The sequence below is a fragment of the Delftia sp. 11MD genome (assembly GCF_050907895.1).
GTDB classification, from domain to species: Bacteria; Pseudomonadota; Gammaproteobacteria; order Burkholderiales; family Burkholderiaceae_C; genus Comamonas; species Comamonas tsuruhatensis.
Map to the genome: position 1 here is coordinate 2750787 of NZ_CP194333.1, position 16000 is coordinate 2766786.

Consider the following 16000-nt stretch of genomic DNA (forward strand, 5'->3'; position numbering starts at 1 on the left):
CGTGAATGGGTGAGGGGTCGTCAGGGCGGCGGTGTCAGAGGGCGCGGGCCGCGGCCGAGCGCGCGGGAAACAGCTCCAGCGCCCAGGTGGCCAGCGTCACCAGTGCAATGCACAGGCCGGCCACGCCCAGCATGCCCAGCAGGCCGTCGCCGCCCAGCGGCATGTGGTAGATGTACAGGCCCGCGCCGTACTTGGGCACGCCTTGCACGCCCATGAACAGCGCCCAGCGGAAGGCCCAGGCCGCGGCGGCCAGCCCCAGCCCCAGGGCCAGCGTGTAGCGCGGGCAGGCCATGCGCTGACCACCCCGCACCAGGGCCCACAGCAGGGCGGCACCGGCCACGGCCGAGCCCAGCATGCTCAGGCGCCAGACCGGAAACTGCTGCCACAGCTGCAGCGCCGCCTGGAAGGAGCGGCCCTGGCCCAGCCAGCCGGCAACGGCCCAGACCACCACCATGGCCAGCAGGCACAGCGCCAGCGCCAGGCCCAGCATGCGCAGCGCCTGCAGGGCGCCGGCATCGGGGCGGTGGCGGGCGGGCAGAAAGCGCGCCGTCACCAGCATGCAGCCCACCGTGGCCAGCCAGCCCGTGAGTGCCAGGTTCAGCGGCACCCACAGCGTGTTCCACAGCGGGCGCGAGCGCACGGCCATCAGCTCGGCGCCGGTATAGGCGGTGATGGTCAGCGCCGACACGGCCAGCAGCGGCGCCAGCCAGCGCAGCCACTGCGGCCGGCCCAGCCACCAGGCCAGCACGAAGGCCAGCGCCAGTCCCACGAAGACAGGCAGCAGCAGCGCGCCCACCGACATCCACGACCACGGCGTGAAGTGCGCATAGAAATGCCAGAAGCGCGCAGGCTGGTGCAGGTCGGCCAGCAGCGACACGGGCGCGGCGATGGCGCTGACGGCCAGCACCAGCACGGCGGCCGGCAGCAGGCGCGCCATGGCGCTGGCGCGCGGCGCCCAGGCGCAGGCGGCGGCCAGCAGGGCGGCGCCCGTGGCAATGCCGGCCAGGAAGAAGTACTGCACGGCCCAGGGCAGCCAGGCCGATTCGTAGGCGGGGGTCAGGAGTTCGACGATGTGCATGGGGTGCTCCTTGCGTTCAGTGGGAAGTGACCAGCCGCACGCTGGCCTGCCCGTCCACGCCGTCGACGAAGGCGTCGGGCAATCCCAGGTAGTACACATGCGGGTCCGTGCCCATGGCGGGCTTGAGCACCTTGAGGTCCTTGGCGTGCTCGCGCATGCGCTGGCGGATCTCGCTGCCCTCGTCGTTGAGGTCGCCGATCACGCGGGCGCCGCCCACGCAGCTTTCTACGCAGGCCGGCAGCAGGCCGGCTTCCAGGCGGTGCTCGCAGAAGGTGCACTTGTCGGCGGTCTGCGTCTCGTGGTTGATGAAGCGCGCGTCATAGGGGCAGGCCTGCACGCAGTAGCCGCAGCCCACGCAGCGCTCGTTGTCCACCAGCACGATGCCGTCGCTGCGCTGGAAGGTGGCCTGCACTGGGCAGACCGGCACGCAGGGCGGGTTGTCGCAGTGGTTGCACAGGCGCGGCAGGTTGAGCATGGCCGGCGGCAGGTCCTCGTTGCCCGCGTGCTGCACCTCGTACTGCAGCACCGTGGTGCGGAACTGGCCCAGCGGCGGCAGGTTCTCCATGGAGCAGCTCACCGTGCAGGCCTGGCAGCCTATGCAGCGGCGCAGGTCCACCAGCATGCCGTAGCGCTTGCCGGCCTCGCCGGGGCGGCGCGGCGGCTGGAAACCCGTGGTGCCGGGCGCGGCCGCCGCCACGGGCAGGGCCACGGCCGCCATGGCGGCGGCCAGCAGGTCCTGCAGGAAGCCGCGCTTGCCTGCGGCGGGCTGCGCATGGGAGAGGGTAGGGGCAAGGATGTCCTGGGTGGAGGGCTTGCAGCTGCAGTCGTTGCAGCCGCTGCCGGCGCGGGATGTTTTTGGCATGGCCTGTCTTTCATCGTCCTGCGGCCACGGATCGTGGTCGCTCAAACTCAATAAAGCATTAAAAATATGCTTTTTATATTGAATTTAATATATGAAATTCAGGGCCTTGGCGGCTTGATGTGAGTCAAGCAATGGGCTTGCAAAGCGCCACCGACTGCCTGCCATGGACAGGCGCCCAAGGCAGTCCATAGCGTGTGGCGCAGGGATTAAGACGGGGTTAACAGGGTGACTGCATTCCTCGGGAATGCAGGGCGCGTATCGGAAATCACCCTCTTGTTTCCGTGCGCGGCCCCGGTCTACGCTGCTTGTGTCGCCACTGCCAAGGAGTTCTCCATGAACCATGCCCTGAACAGCCTTGCTTCGGAACTGGACCTTGCCGCCGAAGCCGGCGAGCACCTGAGGCTGCAATTCACACAGGCCTGCGTGGACCGCATCGCGCACCTGCTGGAAGACCCGGACGTCATCCGCTGCGCACAAGGCCTTCGCCGCTACCTGGACGGCCAGATCGACCGGCAGGAGCTGGACCGCCTGGCCCGCGAGGCGGCCAGCCTGGCCAACCACCACCAGGGATCACGCTCCCTCGACGGCTGCGGCCATGCCGCCGTGTCCGCCACCTATGCCACGGCCCATGGGCTGGCGGGCCGGGCGCTGCAGGCGGCCGACTACGCGGCCTACGCCATGGTCTATGGCGAGGGCGGCCACGGCGCCGTCACGGACCGCGAGTCGTTCGAGCCTGAATACCAATGGCAGGCGCGCTGCCTGGCCTCGCTGGCGCAGGCCGCTCAGCAGCGCACGTAGCACCAGGCCGACTGCTGCAGCAGGGCCAGTGACTCGATGCCGCCCTGCGGCAGCACGCGCATGCCGGCAGGCGCCTCGCGGCCCAGCTTCCTGAGCGTGTTCGGGCAGACCAGCGCATGGGCCAGGGCCTCTGCATCCAGATGCTGCGGCGTGCCCGGCGCGGCATCCAGCAGTGCCTCGACGGCCGGGCCGTTGATGACGATGCGGACTTCGGCACCGGGCCGGTCCTGGCGCAGGTTGGCCAGATTGCTGCGTGCACGGGCCAGGGCGCCGGGCGTGGGCGCATGCAGTACGATGCGCAGCGGCGGCGCATCCGGCCGGGCGGGGAACAGGTCGCTCCAGTCGCTGGAGGCGGTTGAATCGGCGGGACAACGGCTTGTGCTCATGGTCGTCCTCATCATTTCCTGCCACGCGGCCCCATGACCTCTTCCAGCAGGCCCGGCGGCAGGCCGGTGCGTACCTGCACCACTCCCTTGTCATCCTTCCAGACCAGGGCCGGCGTGGCACGCAGGCCCCAGGTGGACATCAGCGAGGCATGGCTGGCCAGCACCTGCCGCGTGGCCTGCGGCACCGGGGCCAGCGGCGTGGCGCCCGCGCCTTCTGCGCTGGCGCGGCCGGCCTTGGCATAGGCACGTGCGTGCTCGGCCAGGGCCTGCTCTGGCTGGCGCGCGGTCAGCATGGCGGCGGCCTTGCCCTCGCTGCTGGGCTTGAGGATGCCCACCAGAATGTGGCGCAACTGCACCTGGCCGCTCTCCACCCAGGGCCGGGCATCGTTCCACAGCTGGTTGCAATAGGGGCAGTTGGGGTCGGTGAACACATAGACCGTGCGCGGCGCGTCGGCGCGGCCATCCGGTATGGACTGGGCGCGCTGCACATCGCTCCACAGTTGCTCGCCCATGGGCTTTTGCACGGCGGCCTGCAGGGCCTGGGCGTTCACGTCGCGGCCCTGGGCGTCGATCACCGTGCCCAGCACCCAGTGCTTGCCGTCAGGCATGCGGTAGATGGGCACGGGCTGGCGGTCGCGGTAGGCGGCCCAGGCCTTGAGTCCGCCCACGGCCGGCAGCGGTCCCACCAGGGTCAGTCCCTGCTGGGCCAGGAAATCCTCCGATGGCAGCTCGGACGCCGCAGCCGGCAGGGCCAAGGCTGCCGATAGGGCCAGGGCTCCTGCCAGTGCAGGCAGGGGGAACAGGGGGGAAGCGCTCATGAACATTCCTTCAGATGCTGGGCCAGGCTGGCGCGCGACAGCTCGCCCATGCGCATGCCGCACAGCCGGCCGTCGGCGCCATAGAAATAGGTGGAAGGCAGGCCCCGCTGGCGCCAGTGCCGGCCGGCCTGCTGCTGCGGGTCGAACAGCACCTGGGCCAGCGGCAGCGGGGCCGTCGCCTGCTCGCGCCGCAGGTAGCCCATCACGGCCTCGGCAGACTCGCCCTGGTTGATCCAGATGAAACGCACATCGGGCCGCTGCTGCTGGGCCTGGGCCAGCACCGGCATCTCGCGCCGGCAGGGCGGGCACCAGGTGGCCCAGAGGTTGATCACCATGGGCTTGCCATCGGCCTGCTGCAACTGCTGCAGAGAGACCGGCTGCGCCTGTCCGTTGACCAGGGTGAAGGCCGGCAGGGCCGGTGCATCTGCGGAGGGCAGCGCCTGCAGCAGGCTGCCCAGCACCAGCAGGGCCGCCCCCGCGCCCAGCGCCAGCCCTGTGGCGCGGCGCAGCACCGGGGAGCGGCGGCTGCGCCACAGCATGTACAGCAGCGCGGCCAGCAGGCCGGCCCACAGGTTCCATCCCCCGTCGCGGATATCGATGATGCGGCCTGCGAAGGCAGGCATCCCGCTCCAATCCCAGGGGGCCGGCGCGACCTCGGCCCACCACTGCGCGACATAGGCCAGGCGCGCCGCCAGCAGGCCGGCCAGGGTGCTTTGCCACAGCAGCGCATCCACGGCCTGGCCCGTGCGCCTTTCATTCCTGCGCGCCAGCCACTGCGCCAGCAGCCAGGCCAGCATGGCCACCACCACGCCCATCGGCAGGACCAGCGGCCCCAGCGCCAGGCTGGCAGGCAGGTGCAGCCAGGCGCCCAGCGCCGATAGCGCTGACGGCCCGCCAGGCTCTGCCGCTCCGGCAAGAACAGGCGAAGGCGACAGCAGCAGGCCGGCAAGCAAGGGCAGGAAGGACGAAAGAAGAGGGGATGACCGGAGATGCATGGAAGGGAGTTTCAGCCATGCGGGCTGACAGGCCGTGGATGCTGGCAGCGGGGAATTAACGGGGGGTTAACGGCCTGATGGCCTCACGGCCTCACCTGGCTTGCCGGGCGGCAGCGCCACCTCTTGCGCTCGCAAGAAAATCCACCTCATGGATCGAGTGTCAGAACTTATTCCAGAGTGCTGCAAATGCACCGAAAGAAATGGCAATGAAGAGGGATGCCTTGAAAACCAGCTTGTTTTTCGATGAAGTCGATGGCTTCACTATCTTGTATTTGGAAACGAGCATGACGACGACAAGGGTTAGCACACACACGACGATAAGCCGTGTCTGAAGTTCGTTCATTGCATATCCTTCCATCAAGCGGAATACGGGGTCGCGAGCGATGCGAATCCGTGAGGGCAAGGCTTGGATTGTGCATTGGTAATTGCGTGAATTTCCGCTGTGGAAGACAAGGAGAATTCCGAAATATTTCAGGATATTTCCGAGGTGGCATAGGACTTGTCCTGAAGTTCCTGCGTAATTCAGACTTGGTGATTCTTTGCCTGTTGATGGCCCCAATCTGCTTTGCTTCCAGTCCCAACCAATCCCATGGCCGCAGACAGCAGCAAGGCCGCAGCGGCCAAGCCGCCAGACAGCCAGAGCGTGGCGTGCAGCCCCCAGCCATCGACCAGTTGGCCGCCTGCCCATGAGCCCAGCGCAATACCGATGTTGAAGACGCCAACGTACAGCGCCGTGGCAATTTCCACGGCGCGTGGCGCAGCCTGCATCATCCAGGTCATCAGGCCCACCGATACGCCGCCGTAGGCCAGGCCCCAGACCAGCAGCACGGCGCCACCACCGGTTGGCGAGTCGCCCACGGACAGGAACAGCACAGGCGCCAGCAGCAGGCCCATGGCGATCGCCGCCAGACTCGGCACCGTGCGGCGCGCCGCGATGATGCCCGCCAGGAAGTTGCCCGCAATGCCCGCGATGCCGTAAGCCAGCAGCAGCGCGCTCATCCATTGCGCATCGAACCCCGACACCGTCAGCAGCAGCGGGCGCACGAAGGTGAAGGACATGAAATGCCCGGCCACCAGCAGCAGCGTCAGTGCCAGCCCGGCCTGCAGCCTGCGGTTGGCCAGCTGATGACTGAATTGGCGCAGGCTGGCCGAGCCTGTGGCAGGCAGGGCGGGGAGAACGGCCATGTGCAGCGCCAGCACCAGTGCGCTGAAGCCTGCCATGCCACCGAATGCCCAGCGCCATCCCGCGAAATCGCCGATCAGCGCGCCCAGCGGCACGCCCAGCACCGAGGCCGCCGCCACGCCGCCAAAGATGATGGAGGTTGCCAGGCCCATCGACGCCTGGGGTACCAGCCGTGCCGCCAGCCCGCCCGCGATTGCCCAGATGCCGCCCATGCAAAAGCCCACCAGGACGCGCGCGGCCAGCAGCCAGATCAGCGACGGCGCCAGCGCCGAGGCCAGGTTGGCCAGCACGAGCAGGGCCAGCAGTCCGCACAGGATGCGGCGCCGGTCCATGCCGCCCGCCGCCATCACCACCAGCGGCGCGAACAGCGCGGCCAGCAGCGCCGGCAGCGAGATCATCAGGCCGGCCCTGCCCATGGAGGTGCCCAGGCTGCCAGCAATGGATGTGAGCAGGCCGACCGGCAGCATTTCCGTGGTCACCACGGAAAAGGTGGCCAGGCCCACGGCGGACACGGCCAGCCACGGGCGGCGCGCGGCGGGTTCGGGCCGCGTGGAGGAAGACGAATTCATGGTCCAGATCCCTTCAAACAGGTGGGGGGGTGTTGCACCGCCGTCGCGGGACAGAGAAAATACATACGCTGCGTATGAATAGAATCCTATATACATACGAAGCGTATGTAAATAATCATGCACGCCGTATGTAAGGAGATTGGCCATGGTTCGCCGCACCCGCGCCGAGATGGAAGAAACCCGCGCCACGCTGCTGGCCACGGCCCGCAAGGCCTTTGGAGAGCAGGGCTACGCCGATGCCTCCATGGACGATCTCACCGCGCAGGTGGGCCTGACGCGGGGCGCGCTGTACCACCATTTCGGCGACAAGCAGGGCCTGCTGGCGGCCGTGGTCGAGCAGATCGATGCCGAGGTGGATGAACGCCTGAAGGCCATCACCGCCCATGCCCGGGATCCCTGGCAGGGCTTTCGCAGCCGCTGCCGGGCCTACCTGGAAATGGCGCTGGAGCCTGAAATCCAGCGCATCGTGCTGCGCGATGCGCGCGCGGCTTTGGGCGGAGCGCTGCCGCAATCGCAGCGCCACTGCATTGCGTCCATGCAGGCACTGATTGCGGACCTCATGGCGCAGGGCATCGTGGCCCGGGCCGATCCGCAGGCGCTGGCATCGCTGATCTACGGCAGCCTGGCCGAAGCGGCTTTCTGGATTGCCGAGGGCGAGGACGCCGACCTGCGGCTGGAGCGCGGCGCGGCGGCGCTGGACCTGCTGCTGGGCGGGCTGCTGGCCCGGCCCTGAGCGGGCCGCCTGGCCGCATTCTTGTGCGCGTGCCTGCGAGATTCGGCATGCTGGCGCACACCTCGCTACAAATCTGCGATGCTCAGTCGCTTTTCGTTCTCGACTTGGATACAGACGGCGGGGCCTGGAGCCAGGCCCTGCGGACAACAACATGCATGTTCTCTTGGTGGAAGACAACGCGCTGGTGGCCAGCGGCGTGCGGGCCGGCCTGCAGCTGCAGGGCTTTGGCGTGGATACCGTGGCCTCGGCCGGGCAGGCGGATGCGGCCATCCGTTCCTCGCATTTCGATGCCTGCGTGCTGGACCTGGGCCTGCCGGACGAGGATGGTCTCTCGCTGCTGGCGCGCTGGCGCGGCCAGGGCCTGCAGGTGCCCGTGCTGGTGCTGACGGCGCGCGATGCCGTGTCACAGCGCATCGAAGGCCTGCAGACCGGCGCCGACGATTACCTGGTCAAGCCCTTTGACCTGCACGAACTGGCGGCGCGCCTGCATGCGCTGCTGCGCCGCGCGGCCGGCCGCAGCGTGGACTGGATCGAGCTGGGCGAGGTGCGCATCAACCCCGCTGCCGGCCATATCCAGCGCCAGGGCCGCACCGTGGAGCTGTCGCGCCGCGAGTGGTCGCTGCTGCGCGCGCTGCTGCAGTCGCCGGGCCGCATCCTGAGTACCGAGCAACTGCGCGACAGCCTCTACGGCTACAGCCAGGACGTGGAGAGCAATGCCGTCAACGTGCATGTGCACCACCTGCGCCGCAAGCTGGGCCATGAACTGGTGGAGACGGTGCGCGGCGAGGGCTACCGCCTGGGCCTGCACCCATGATGCGCAGCCTGCGCGTGCGCCTGCTGGCATGTCTGTGCCTGGCGCTGTGCACGTTGTGGGGCGGGGTGGCGGCCTGGATGTTCTCGGACATGCGCAACGAGCTGCGCACCGTGCTGGATGACCGGCTGATCGCCTCGGCGCGCATGGTGGCCGGCATCGTCCACCAGTTCCGGCCTGCCCGGGAGCTGCCGCAGGACTGGAGCCCCATGCTCAACGTGATCGCGCGCGACGGCGTGGCCTGCGAGGTCAGCCTGGTGCGCGGCGAGGTCCAGCCCGTGCGGCCCGAATCGGCCCTGCCGCAGGTGCTGGCCAAGACCGAGGGCAGCCCCGTGTTCCCGCAGAGCATGCCGCTGGGCTTCTCTACCATCATCAAGGGGGGCAAGCCCTGGCGCACCTATGTGCTGGAGGACCACGGCGTGCGCATCGCCACGGCCGACCGCATCGATGTGCGCGAGGGCCTGATCCACGGCTTTGCCTACACCATCGTCCTGCCCTTCGTGCTGGCGCTGCTGGCCAGCATGGGGCTGATGTGGTGGGCCGTGACCCAGGGCCTCAGGCCGCTGGAGGCCCTGCGGCGCGAACTGGCGCGCCGCCCGCCCGGCGACGATTCGCCCGTGGCCCAGGGCCTGCAGACGCGCGAGCTGGCGCCGCTGGTGGGCACGCTCAACCAGCTGCTGCACCGCGTGCGCGCGGCCATAGACCGCGAGCGCCGCTGGAGCGACGACGCGGCCCATGAGCTGCGCACGCCGCTGACGGCCATCAAGACCCATGTGCAGGTGGCGCAGATGGCGCTGGCGGCGCCCGGCATGCCTGCCGGCCTTCTGGCCGCGCCGCCCGGCTCCATGGCCCGCGATTCGCTGGCCCAGGCGGGCGAGGGCGTGGAGCACCTGCAGCACACGCTGGAGCAGTTGCTGCTGCTGGCGCGGCTGGAGCAGCATGAACCGGGCGCCGCCAATGCGCTGGCCTGCGGCGATGCGCCTGCCGATGCGCTGCAGGCGCTGGACAAGGCCTGGCAACTGGCGGTGAATGCCGTGAGCGCCGGAGCACCGGCGCCGGCGCAGCGCCAATGGTTGGACACGCACCAGCAGCCCGGCAACGGCGCCTGGCCGCTGGCCATCTCCGAGCCCCTGCTGGTCTCGGCCCTGCGCAATCTGCTGGAAAACGCCCTGCGCCATGCGCCGCAGCATGCCGTGGAACTGGCGGTGCGGCCCATTGGCGCCATGCCGGGCAAGACACAGCAGCCGGGCACAGGCTATGTGGAGTTCACCGTGGCCGACCACGGCCCGGGGCTCAGCGCCGAGGAATGCGAAGAGGCCACGCGCCGCTTCTGGCGCAAGCGTCCCCAGGAGCATGGCAGCGGCCTGGGACTGCCCATCGTGCAGCGCATCGCCGAATGCGCAGGCGGCTGCCTGCTGCTGCAGCCGCGCAGCCTGTGGCGGCCCGAGGAAGGCCAGGCCAGCGGCCTGGTCGCGCGCCTGTACCTGCCGCTGGCGGACGGTCCGGGCCCGCAGGCCCCGGCCGCCGGCCCATTAGCGCCGGCCCATTAACGCCGGCTTAATCTCGGCTCCGTATCGTGCGGGCCTGGCTGGCCAGCCCTGCGGGCATTGCGCCTTGCGGGGCGGCGGCCGGTATCCCTATTCGATCCTGTCCGCCGCAGCCGTGCGCTCCTCGGTGCGTGGCGCGGACGCATGGCAGGGCAAATGCCTCTTCCCACGATGATCCGCATGAACAAACAGACCCTGTCCCGGTCGTGCATCGCCATCGGCATCTGCATGCTGATGGGCAGCGCCTGGGCGCAAGACGCCGCGCCCAAGGCACCAGCGCCCGCAGCAGCGCCCACAGCTGCGGTGCAAGGCAGTGCAGCAGCCGGCCAGAAAATCGCCCAGTCGGGCACGCCCCAGGGTGCGGCGGCATGTGCCACCTGCCACGGCGCCAAGGGCGAGGGCATGGCGGGCTTTCCGGCACTGGCCGGCCAGCACGCCGGCTATCTGGCGCGCCAGCTGCAGCACCTGGCCGACGGCAGCCGGCAGGCGCCCGTGATGGCGCCCATGGCCAAGGCCCTTTCGGCCCAGGACCGTGCCGACGTCTCGGCCTACTACGCCAGCCTGCCGCTGCCCATCCAGCCCGTGCGCGGCCCGCTGCCCAAGGGCAAGGACGATGACGGCGCCTGGCTGGTCGAGCGTGGCCGCTGGGCCGACGGCATTCCTGCCTGCGCCCAGTGCCATGGCCCTGGCGGCGTGGGCGTGGGAGCGGACTTCCCCGCCATCGGCCACCTGACGGCCGACTACATGCAAAGCCAGGTCGCCGCCTGGAACAAGGGCCAGCGCGAGGCCGGCCCCCTGGGCCTGATGGGCAAGATCGCCCGCAAGCTCACGCCCGAAGACATCCAGGCGGTGGCGTCCTACTACGCCCGCCTGCATGGCGCGGGCACAGCCACCGCAGCCACGGCCTCCGCGCCGGCCAAACCCTGATGGACCGGGAGCCGATCATGTCCGACACACCACGCAATCCCGCCCCCGGCAGTTCCAACACCGCCGAATACATCGTCGTTGCCTGCCTGTTCGCCGGTCTGGCGGGCACACTCGCCTATGGCATGTACGTCAGCCGTCCTGCCCGGCCCGACGTGCCGGTCAACGTGGCCGCCGCACCCGCCGCACCCGCTGCTGTCCCCGCAAAGCCCGATGCCCAGCCCGTTCAGGGGGCTGCCGACGGCGCAGCCTTCACGCCGCCCGGTGCCCGCGACATTCCGGACACCCCCATGGGCGAGTGGATCCGCCGTGGCGAGGCCATCTTCCTGCGCACGCCGGCCAACGCCGTGGGCTTTTCGGGCAACACCCTCAACTGCGTGAACTGCCACCTGGACGCAGGCCGGCTCAAGGGCGCCGCACCCATGTGGGGTGCCTACCCGCTGTACCCGGCCTACCGCAAGAAGACCAACCACGTGGACACCTTCGCCGAGCGCGTGCGCGGCTGCTTCATGTACAGCATGAACGGCAAGGCCCCCGACGACGGCCACGACATCCTCGTGGCGCTGGAGGCCTATGCCTACTGGATGGCGCAGAAGGCGCCCACGGGCGAGAAGCTGCCCGGCGCGGGCTTCACCAAGGTGGGCAAGGCCGCGCAGGAGCCCAGCTTCGAGCGCGGCGCCAAGGTCTACGAGGCCAAGTGCGCGCTGTGCCACGGCGCGCAGGGCCAGGGCCAGGAAGCGGGCGGCGTGACCGTGTTCCCGCCGCTGTGGGGCAAGCAGTCCTACAACTGGGGCGCGGGCACGCACGAAGTGGACAAGGCCGCCAGCTTCATCAAGGGCAACATGCCCTACGGCAACCCCACGCTGGATGACCAGGAGGCCTGGGACGTGGCCACCTACATCAACAGCATGGAGCGCCCCCAGGACCCGCGCTTCACCGGCAACGTGGCCGACACGCGCAAGCAGTTCCACGACAACCCGTACTCGCTGTACGGCACCGAGGTCAACGGGCGGCTGCTCAAGGGTCTTTGAGCGGATCGGACAGGCAACGGCAGGCCGGGCGCAGGCCTGCGTTGCTGCAAGGGACAGGGCGCTGACGGCCGCCCTGCAAGCGCATCTGCGCCGGTGCGGCCTTTGCACCAGACGGCGTACGGTCATCGGTTTGACGGCCGGCATTTCATGATTTAATAAGAATCATTCTCACTGATTTGCCGACGCATCCGGCTTGCACCGCAGCACACCGCCTTGCCGGCAAGCCCGGCCCGTGCCGCACAGGGCCATGCGCAAAGGCCTTCGCGCGACCGCCGCGCGATGCTCAGGTTTGCCGAGGAAACCATGACCCAGACCTTGGACGACATTCAGCAGCTGGCGCACGAGCACCAGGTGCTGCTGCGTGGCTACGGCCACGCCCAGTTGCGCAGCAGCGAGCTGCTGTGCCTTCAAGCCCAGGAAATAGAGAGGCTGCAAAGGCTGGTGATCCGCCAGCGCGCGGCCTTGATGGCCAAGGAAACCCAGCTGCTGTGGGCGCGCGAGGAGCGCGAGGCGCTGGAGAAGGCCATTCCCGGCCTCTCGCGCCGCGTCACGCTGGCGCGGCGCGTGGAGTCGCTGCTGGTGCGCGTGCAGGACCTGTTGCGCGAGCGCGCACGCTGGCAGCGCCAATCGGCCGCGCCCCTGGCGCAGCCCGCCGTGCCTGCAGCGGGCGCGCATGCGCGGGAGCCCGAACAGGACGCCGAGGCCTTCGAGGCCAGCCTGCACGAGGCCGACCTGGTGATCTGCCAGACCGGCTGCCTGAGCCACGGCGAGTACTGGCGCGTGCAGGACCATTGCCAGCGCACGGGCAAGACCTGCGTGCTGGTGGAGCAGCCCGATGCGCTGCGCATCGTCCGCATACACCGGGGCGCCGACGGCGGCGACAACCCCGCCATGACGCTGAGCCACGGAGACACGACCGCATGACACGCAGCAAGATGCCCCTGAGCCCGGGTGGCGAACCCGAACTGCGCAGCGTGGGCCTGAAGGCCACGCTGCCGCGCATGCAGGTGCTGGAAATCTTCAGGCAGAGCGCATCGCGCCACCTGCATGCCGAGGACGTGTTCCGCCTGCTGGCCGAGCGGCGTGCCGAAGTGGGCCTGGCCACCATCTACCGCGTGCTGTCGCAGCTGGAGGCGGCGGGCCTGCTGCTGCGCCAGACCTTTGAAAGCGGCAAGGCCGTCTTCGAGCTCAACGAGGGCCCGCACCATGACCACCTGATCTGCCTGCAGTGCGGACGCGTGGATGAATTCAGCAACGACCACATCGAGGCACTGCAGCACCAGGTGGCCCAGGCCCACGGCTACCGCCTGGCCGACCACCGCCTGGCCCTGTACGGCCATTGCGGCGCGTGCTCGCAGCTGCCACCCGAATCACCGGCACAGCCCGAGCAGGCAAGACAGCCTGCGCTGCAGGACAACGAATGAGCACCAACGACAGATCCCTGACCCCCGAGCAGCGCGCCGCCCTGGACCTGCTGATGTCGCGCCAGTCGCGCTGGCCGCTGCAGGACCCGGCGCCGGGCGCAGACGTGATCGACACCGTCATCGATGCCGCACTGCGCGCCCCCGACCACGGGCAGCTGCGGCCCTGGCGCTTCGTGCTGGTGCAGGGCGATGCGCGCCATGCGCTGGGCGAGGTGTTCGTGCAGGCCGCCAGGGCGCGCGACCCGCAGGCCGACGCCGAGCGCTTCCGCGCCAAGGCCTTGTCCGCCCCGCTGATCATTGCGCTGGGCGTGCACCTGCAGCCCGAGCACAAGGTGCCAGAGAGCGAGCAACTGCTGGCTGGTGGCGCTGCCGCCATGAACATGCTCAACGCCCTGCATATCCTGGGCTTTGGCGGCTTCTGGGCCAGCGGCGCCAACAGCCACGATGCGCGCGTGCGCGAGGCCCTGGGATTCGAGCCCCATGACCGGCTCGTCGGCCTGCTGTATGTGGGCACGCCCGTCTCGGCCGGCCGCGAAGCCCTGCGGCCGCCGCGCAACCGCTTTGTGCGCGAATGGCAGCCCGGGAAAGACCTGGTGCAAGGCCTGGCCCTGGCCCTGTCCGCCAGCGCGGCCGACGCAGGCTGATCCTGCTTCCTTCAAGCAAAGATGCCCGGCTTGACCGGGCATCTTTCGTTGCGGCTGCGCAATCGGCCTAAGCCGCCGTCTCGACCGACTTCAGCTGGTAGATGGCATAGAAGTGCACGCCAAAGGTCCAGCGGAATGCCGGCCCCACCAGCGAGTAGGGCGGGCCGTAGCCTTCCATCACCTGGTGCGCGGCCACCAGCTGCAGGCGGGGATGGGCTTGCGCCAGATCGGCCTCGCGGCGCAGGCCCCAATGGAACTGGGCCTGGGTGAGCCGGACCGAAGGGTGCTGGCTTGCGCGCCCGGCCGCCAGCCAGCACATGGCGTCGAACACCAGCTCCGAGCCCGGCGGGCTGCGTTGCGCAAACGTGGTCCACAGCGCCTGCATCTGCTCTGGCTGCAGGTACATGGAAACGCCCTCGGCCATCATGAACACCGCAGGCCCGGACCTGTCGGCTGGCAGTCCCAGCCGCTGCCACCAGTCGGCATCGGCCAGGTCGAATTCGCGGATCTCCTGGCGCTCCGATTGCCGGGGCAGCAGCTGCCTGCGCAGCGCGGTCACCGGTCCCAGGTCCGCATCCGTCATGTGCATCTGCCCGTTGTCCAGCCATTGGAAATAGTCGCTGAGGCCGCAGCCCAGGTTCACCACATGGCCCTGCGGCTGGCGTTGCAAGAAGTCCTGCGCCAGCGCGCGAAAGCAGTGCGTGCGCGCCAGCACGCCGTAGATGCTCTGCCGGTCCTGCAGCCACCGGCTGCCGTCGTCGCCCAGCTGGGTCAGGGTGTCCAAGGCGTGGGCGTCACTGACGGCCATGCCGGGAAACAGCCGCTCGCCCAGGGCGCGTGCGGCCAGTGGAATGCGCAAGGTCTCGCTGACATCGGACAGTTTTTCCTGGCGTGGCGAGGAGGGCTGCGCGTCGGGCAAGGCCGTTGCGGCCGTCGGGGCAAGAGATTCGGGCATGGCGGGCTCCTGTGCGTTGCCGGCCGGGGCGGGCGGCATCCACCTTCCATGAATTGCTTCAAGGGCTGATACCCATATTAGGGCCTGTTCGCACGAATGCAGGCAACCCGAAGGGAAGCTGCCTGCCATCAATCCTTGTTCACCTTGTGGTCCTCGCCCTTGGCCTGTTCCATGGCCTCTGGCTCCAGCTCCTCGGCGGAGCGGTTGAGGTGGATGAAGGCACCCCAGCCCAGCAGCAGGACACCCACGGCGCTGACCAGGGCGGCGGGATAGAGCAGGTGGGCCGGCTCTTCCTGCGTCTTGAAGGCAGCGACCAGGGCTTCGACGGCCAGGGCCACGACCAGCACCACCAGAAAGCGCGAGAGAAACCGGCGCACGCGCGTGGGGCCGCTGATATGGGCCTCGCGTATGACCTCCTCTTCGGTGATGGTCTGGGCGATCTGCAGCGCGACCACGCCCGAGGCCAGAATGCCCAGCGCCTCGACGATGCGCAGGCCCGAATCGCCATCCACGCCATGCGCCATGGCATTCCAGCCCTTGAGGCCTGCAATCCACAGCAGGGCGATGGCCGCCAGCGAAAACAGCAGGGCGATGAGCGCGTGCACGACGGTGAAAAGGGTATGGAGTGCTTTCATGGCAAAGGGCGGAGAGTGGGCCGTGGCGCATGTTTCCACGGCGCCGGCGCGCCGCTTGTAGGAAACGGCGAACAGCCGTGGACAGTGGCAGGCAGCGGTGGGCAGGCGCGGTGCCTGCCCGCGGGTGCGGCGCATGGATAAAATCCCCGGACCATGTCCAGATGGTTCATCGTGGCTTTTTCCCTGCACTTCGTCGTCAGCGTGGCCTTGTCCACGCTGGGGCTTGTGCCATGGCGGGCCCTGCCGGGGGCCGCTTGCGAGCCGGCCGGCGCCGCCTGCGCCAGCGTGCAGCGCACGGCAGCGCCGCTGGTGGACACGGCCTCCCTGCTCGATGACTTCGACCATGCGCTGATGGACGATCAGCAGGACCTCCCCGATGTCATGCATGCCGTCGATGGCGTGGATGCCCCCCGGCTGCAGGCCGATCGCCATGTCGCCAGCAGCCTTCGCGAAGGACCGTGGCGCAGCCTGGCCCCGCCCGACCGGCCTCCCCGGGCGGCCTGATCCCCTTTGCGACCTGCCGGGGCCGTTGGCTCCGCCGGGTCGGCGCATGCGGCATCCACGCCGTTCGCCGGGTCCTGTCCGGCATGCCCTGTCTGCGGGGCTG

At 69.2% G+C, this 16000-nt stretch carries 19 protein-coding genes; 10 read left to right on the forward strand and 9 right to left on the reverse strand.

What is annotated here, in order from left to right; translation table 11 throughout:
* Positions 1-34: 34 nt before the first annotated feature.
* Both nrfD and dsrO read right to left on the reverse strand, forming a co-directional pair.
* On the reverse strand, positions 35-1078 hold the full coding sequence (gene nrfD, locus ACRSCF_RS12395) for an NrfD/PsrC family molybdoenzyme membrane anchor subunit (RefSeq protein ID WP_016446235.1): 1044 nt from the start codon (positions 1076-1078) through the stop codon (positions 35-37).
* A 16-nt stretch (positions 1079-1094) separates the two neighbouring features.
* Positions 1095-1940, reverse strand: a complete 846-nt coding sequence (gene dsrO / locus ACRSCF_RS12400; protein WP_034366039.1) for a sulfate reduction electron transfer complex DsrMKJOP subunit DsrO — start codon at positions 1938-1940, stop codon at positions 1095-1097.
* 333 nt (positions 1941-2273) lie between these two features.
* Between dsrO and ACRSCF_RS12405 the strand changes: the two genes are divergently transcribed.
* Positions 2274-2738 carry a hypothetical protein gene (locus tag ACRSCF_RS12405; RefSeq protein ID WP_012206046.1) on the forward strand — a complete coding sequence of 155 codons (465 nt, stop codon included), beginning with the start codon at positions 2274-2276 and terminating at the stop codon, positions 2736-2738.
* Here the strand turns inward: ACRSCF_RS12405 and ACRSCF_RS12410 are convergent.
* The 5 genes from ACRSCF_RS12410 to ACRSCF_RS12430 form a co-directional block, all read right to left on the reverse strand.
* Positions 2723-3124, reverse strand: coding sequence for a hypothetical protein (locus tag ACRSCF_RS12410; protein WP_016446233.1), 402 nt, complete (start codon positions 3122-3124; stop codon positions 2723-2725). The two genes, ACRSCF_RS12405 and ACRSCF_RS12410, sit on opposite strands and share 16 nt — an antisense overlap.
* An 11-nt stretch (positions 3125-3135) precedes the next feature.
* Positions 3136-3942 (reverse strand): thiol:disulfide interchange protein DsbG, encoded by an 807-nt coding sequence (gene dsbG, locus ACRSCF_RS12415; RefSeq protein WP_016446232.1) that lies wholly within the window; start codon positions 3940-3942, stop codon positions 3136-3138.
* Positions 3939-4937 (reverse strand): TlpA family protein disulfide reductase, encoded by a 999-nt coding sequence (locus tag ACRSCF_RS12420; RefSeq protein WP_244388099.1) that lies wholly within the window; start codon positions 4935-4937, stop codon positions 3939-3941. The genes dsbG and ACRSCF_RS12420 overlap by 4 nt, the downstream gene beginning before the upstream one ends.
* Before the next feature lie 160 nt (positions 4938-5097).
* Positions 5098-5280 (reverse strand): hypothetical protein, encoded by a 183-nt coding sequence (locus tag ACRSCF_RS12425; protein ID WP_034366011.1) that lies wholly within the window; start codon positions 5278-5280, stop codon positions 5098-5100.
* A gap of 179 nt (positions 5281-5459) precedes the next feature.
* Positions 5460-6689, reverse strand: a complete 1230-nt coding sequence (locus ACRSCF_RS12430; protein ID WP_052151681.1) for an MFS transporter — start codon at positions 6687-6689, stop codon at positions 5460-5462.
* 145 nt (positions 6690-6834) lie between these two features.
* Here ACRSCF_RS12430 and ACRSCF_RS12435 point away from each other — a divergent pair, with 145 nt between their 5' ends.
* The 8 genes from ACRSCF_RS12435 to ACRSCF_RS12470 all read left to right on the forward strand — a co-directional run bounded on the left by ACRSCF_RS12435 (position 6835) and on the right by ACRSCF_RS12470 (position 13803).
* The gene (locus tag ACRSCF_RS12435; protein WP_016446229.1) at positions 6835-7422 is read left to right on the forward strand and encodes a TetR/AcrR family transcriptional regulator; all 588 of its coding nucleotides are present in this window, start codon (positions 6835-6837) and stop codon (positions 7420-7422) included.
* 151 nt (positions 7423-7573) lie between these two features.
* A complete protein-coding gene (locus ACRSCF_RS12440; protein WP_012206042.1) occupies positions 7574-8236 on the forward strand; it encodes a response regulator in 663 nt (220 codons plus the stop codon).
* A complete protein-coding gene (locus ACRSCF_RS12445) occupies positions 8233-9783 on the forward strand; it encodes an ATP-binding protein (protein ID WP_034366008.1) in 1551 nt (516 codons plus the stop codon). The genes ACRSCF_RS12440 and ACRSCF_RS12445 overlap by 4 nt, the downstream gene beginning before the upstream one ends.
* Positions 9784-9951: 168 nt before the next feature.
* The gene (locus tag ACRSCF_RS12450; protein ID WP_016451609.1) at positions 9952-10707 is read left to right on the forward strand and encodes a c-type cytochrome; all 756 of its coding nucleotides are present in this window, start codon (positions 9952-9954) and stop codon (positions 10705-10707) included.
* A 17-nt stretch (positions 10708-10724) separates the two neighbouring features.
* Positions 10725-11735: a c-type cytochrome gene (locus ACRSCF_RS12455; RefSeq protein WP_034366032.1), complete on the forward strand. Its 1011-nt coding sequence runs from the start codon at positions 10725-10727 to the stop codon at positions 11733-11735.
* 303 nt (positions 11736-12038) lie between these two features.
* Positions 12039-12659: a DUF2325 domain-containing protein gene (locus ACRSCF_RS12460; RefSeq protein WP_244388101.1), complete on the forward strand. Its 621-nt coding sequence runs from the start codon at positions 12039-12041 to the stop codon at positions 12657-12659.
* Positions 12656-13159 (forward strand): ferric iron uptake transcriptional regulator, encoded by a 504-nt coding sequence (gene fur, locus ACRSCF_RS12465; RefSeq protein ID WP_016446224.1) that lies wholly within the window; start codon positions 12656-12658, stop codon positions 13157-13159. Before ACRSCF_RS12460 ends, fur begins: the two co-directional genes overlap by 4 nt.
* Entirely contained in the window at positions 13156-13803 is a 648-nt protein-coding gene (locus ACRSCF_RS12470; RefSeq protein WP_034366005.1) for a nitroreductase family protein, read from the forward strand. Before fur ends, ACRSCF_RS12470 begins: the two co-directional genes overlap by 4 nt.
* Before the next feature lie 67 nt (positions 13804-13870).
* Here ACRSCF_RS12470 and ACRSCF_RS12475 read toward each other — a convergent pair whose 3' ends face one another.
* Both ACRSCF_RS12475 and ACRSCF_RS12480 read right to left on the reverse strand, forming a co-directional pair.
* On the reverse strand, positions 13871-14758 hold the full coding sequence (locus ACRSCF_RS12475) for a class I SAM-dependent methyltransferase (RefSeq protein WP_016446222.1): 888 nt from the start codon (positions 14756-14758) through the stop codon (positions 13871-13873).
* Between the two features lie 128 nt (positions 14759-14886).
* The gene (locus ACRSCF_RS12480; RefSeq protein WP_026061999.1) at positions 14887-15393 is read right to left on the reverse strand and encodes a hypothetical protein; all 507 of its coding nucleotides are present in this window, start codon (positions 15391-15393) and stop codon (positions 14887-14889) included.
* A 153-nt stretch (positions 15394-15546) separates the two neighbouring features.
* Here ACRSCF_RS12480 and ACRSCF_RS12485 point away from each other — a divergent pair, with 153 nt between their 5' ends.
* Positions 15547-15897: a hypothetical protein gene (locus ACRSCF_RS12485; protein WP_016451613.1), complete on the forward strand. Its 351-nt coding sequence runs from the start codon at positions 15547-15549 to the stop codon at positions 15895-15897.
* Positions 15898-16000: the final 103 nt, after the last annotated feature.

Bases quoted from the DNA above. Each gene is read 5' to 3' on its own strand.
- nrfD (WP_016446235.1), bottom strand. From the start codon at position 1,078: ATGCACATCGTCGAACTCCTGACCCCCGCCTACGAATCGGCCTGGCTG.
- dsrO (WP_034366039.1), bottom strand. From the start codon at position 1,940: ATGCCAAAAACATCCCGCGCCGGCAGCGGCTGCAACGACTGCAGCTGC.
- ACRSCF_RS12405 (WP_012206046.1), top strand. From the start codon at position 2,274: ATGAACCATGCCCTGAACAGCCTTGCTTCGGAACTGGACCTTGCCGCC.
- ACRSCF_RS12410 (WP_016446233.1), bottom strand. From the start codon at position 3,124: ATGAGCACAAGCCGTTGTCCCGCCGATTCAACCGCCTCCAGCGACTGG.
- dsbG (WP_016446232.1), bottom strand. From the start codon at position 3,942: ATGAGCGCTTCCCCCCTGTTCCCCCTGCCTGCACTGGCAGGAGCCCTG.
- ACRSCF_RS12420 (WP_244388099.1), bottom strand. From the start codon at position 4,937: ATGCATCTCCGGTCATCCCCTCTTCTTTCGTCCTTCCTGCCCTTGCTT.
- ACRSCF_RS12425 (WP_034366011.1), bottom strand. From the start codon at position 5,280: ATGAACGAACTTCAGACACGGCTTATCGTCGTGTGTGTGCTAACCCTT.
- ACRSCF_RS12430 (WP_052151681.1), bottom strand. From the start codon at position 6,689: ATGAATTCGTCTTCCTCCACGCGGCCCGAACCCGCCGCGCGCCGCCCG.
- ACRSCF_RS12435 (WP_016446229.1), top strand. From the start codon at position 6,835: ATGGTTCGCCGCACCCGCGCCGAGATGGAAGAAACCCGCGCCACGCTG.
- ACRSCF_RS12440 (WP_012206042.1), top strand. From the start codon at position 7,574: ATGCATGTTCTCTTGGTGGAAGACAACGCGCTGGTGGCCAGCGGCGTG.
- ACRSCF_RS12445 (WP_034366008.1), top strand. From the start codon at position 8,233: ATGATGCGCAGCCTGCGCGTGCGCCTGCTGGCATGTCTGTGCCTGGCG.
- ACRSCF_RS12450 (WP_016451609.1), top strand. From the start codon at position 9,952: ATGATCCGCATGAACAAACAGACCCTGTCCCGGTCGTGCATCGCCATC.
- ACRSCF_RS12455 (WP_034366032.1), top strand. From the start codon at position 10,725: ATGTCCGACACACCACGCAATCCCGCCCCCGGCAGTTCCAACACCGCC.
- ACRSCF_RS12460 (WP_244388101.1), top strand. From the start codon at position 12,039: ATGACCCAGACCTTGGACGACATTCAGCAGCTGGCGCACGAGCACCAG.
- fur (WP_016446224.1), top strand. From the start codon at position 12,656: ATGACACGCAGCAAGATGCCCCTGAGCCCGGGTGGCGAACCCGAACTG.
- ACRSCF_RS12470 (WP_034366005.1), top strand. From the start codon at position 13,156: ATGAGCACCAACGACAGATCCCTGACCCCCGAGCAGCGCGCCGCCCTG.
- ACRSCF_RS12475 (WP_016446222.1), bottom strand. From the start codon at position 14,758: ATGCCCGAATCTCTTGCCCCGACGGCCGCAACGGCCTTGCCCGACGCG.
- ACRSCF_RS12480 (WP_026061999.1), bottom strand. From the start codon at position 15,393: ATGAAAGCACTCCATACCCTTTTCACCGTCGTGCACGCGCTCATCGCC.
- ACRSCF_RS12485 (WP_016451613.1), top strand. From the start codon at position 15,547: ATGTCCAGATGGTTCATCGTGGCTTTTTCCCTGCACTTCGTCGTCAGC.